This window comes from Shewanella electrica (assembly GCF_022321485.1).
In the GTDB taxonomy this organism is placed as follows: domain Bacteria; phylum Pseudomonadota; class Gammaproteobacteria; order Enterobacterales; family Shewanellaceae; genus Shewanella; species Shewanella electrica.
In genome coordinates this window covers 1-232 of sequence record NZ_JAKOGG010000819.1, presented here as the reverse complement: position 1 = coordinate 232, position 232 = coordinate 1, and the positions used below count along the sequence as shown (strand labels likewise).

Genomic DNA, 232 nt, shown 5'->3' with positions numbered 1-232 from the left:
ATACTGCGCCATTGTTGCTGTAACTCAGCAATGTTCGCTGACCGTTTCTCTTCACGTTCTTGATTCGTCATGCCAGCGTGAATGCCCCGTTGTTGATAACGTTGAAAGACCCAATTTAATTCACGTCGAGAAAGAGTCGCTTTAAGTGATCGCCATGGTGCAAATGACAATTCTTCAGCTAGCATCAGGTCAATCAGATGCAAATAGGCATGTCTGATTGCCGGGTCCACAG

The 232-nt window shown here is 46.1% G+C and carries 1 protein-coding gene; it reads right to left on the bottom strand.

Going from position 1 to position 232, the window contains the following annotated elements:
* Nucleotides 1-232: hypothetical protein (locus L9G74_RS22135; RefSeq protein WP_238899108.1), on the bottom strand; the 232-nt coding region annotated here is incomplete at both ends.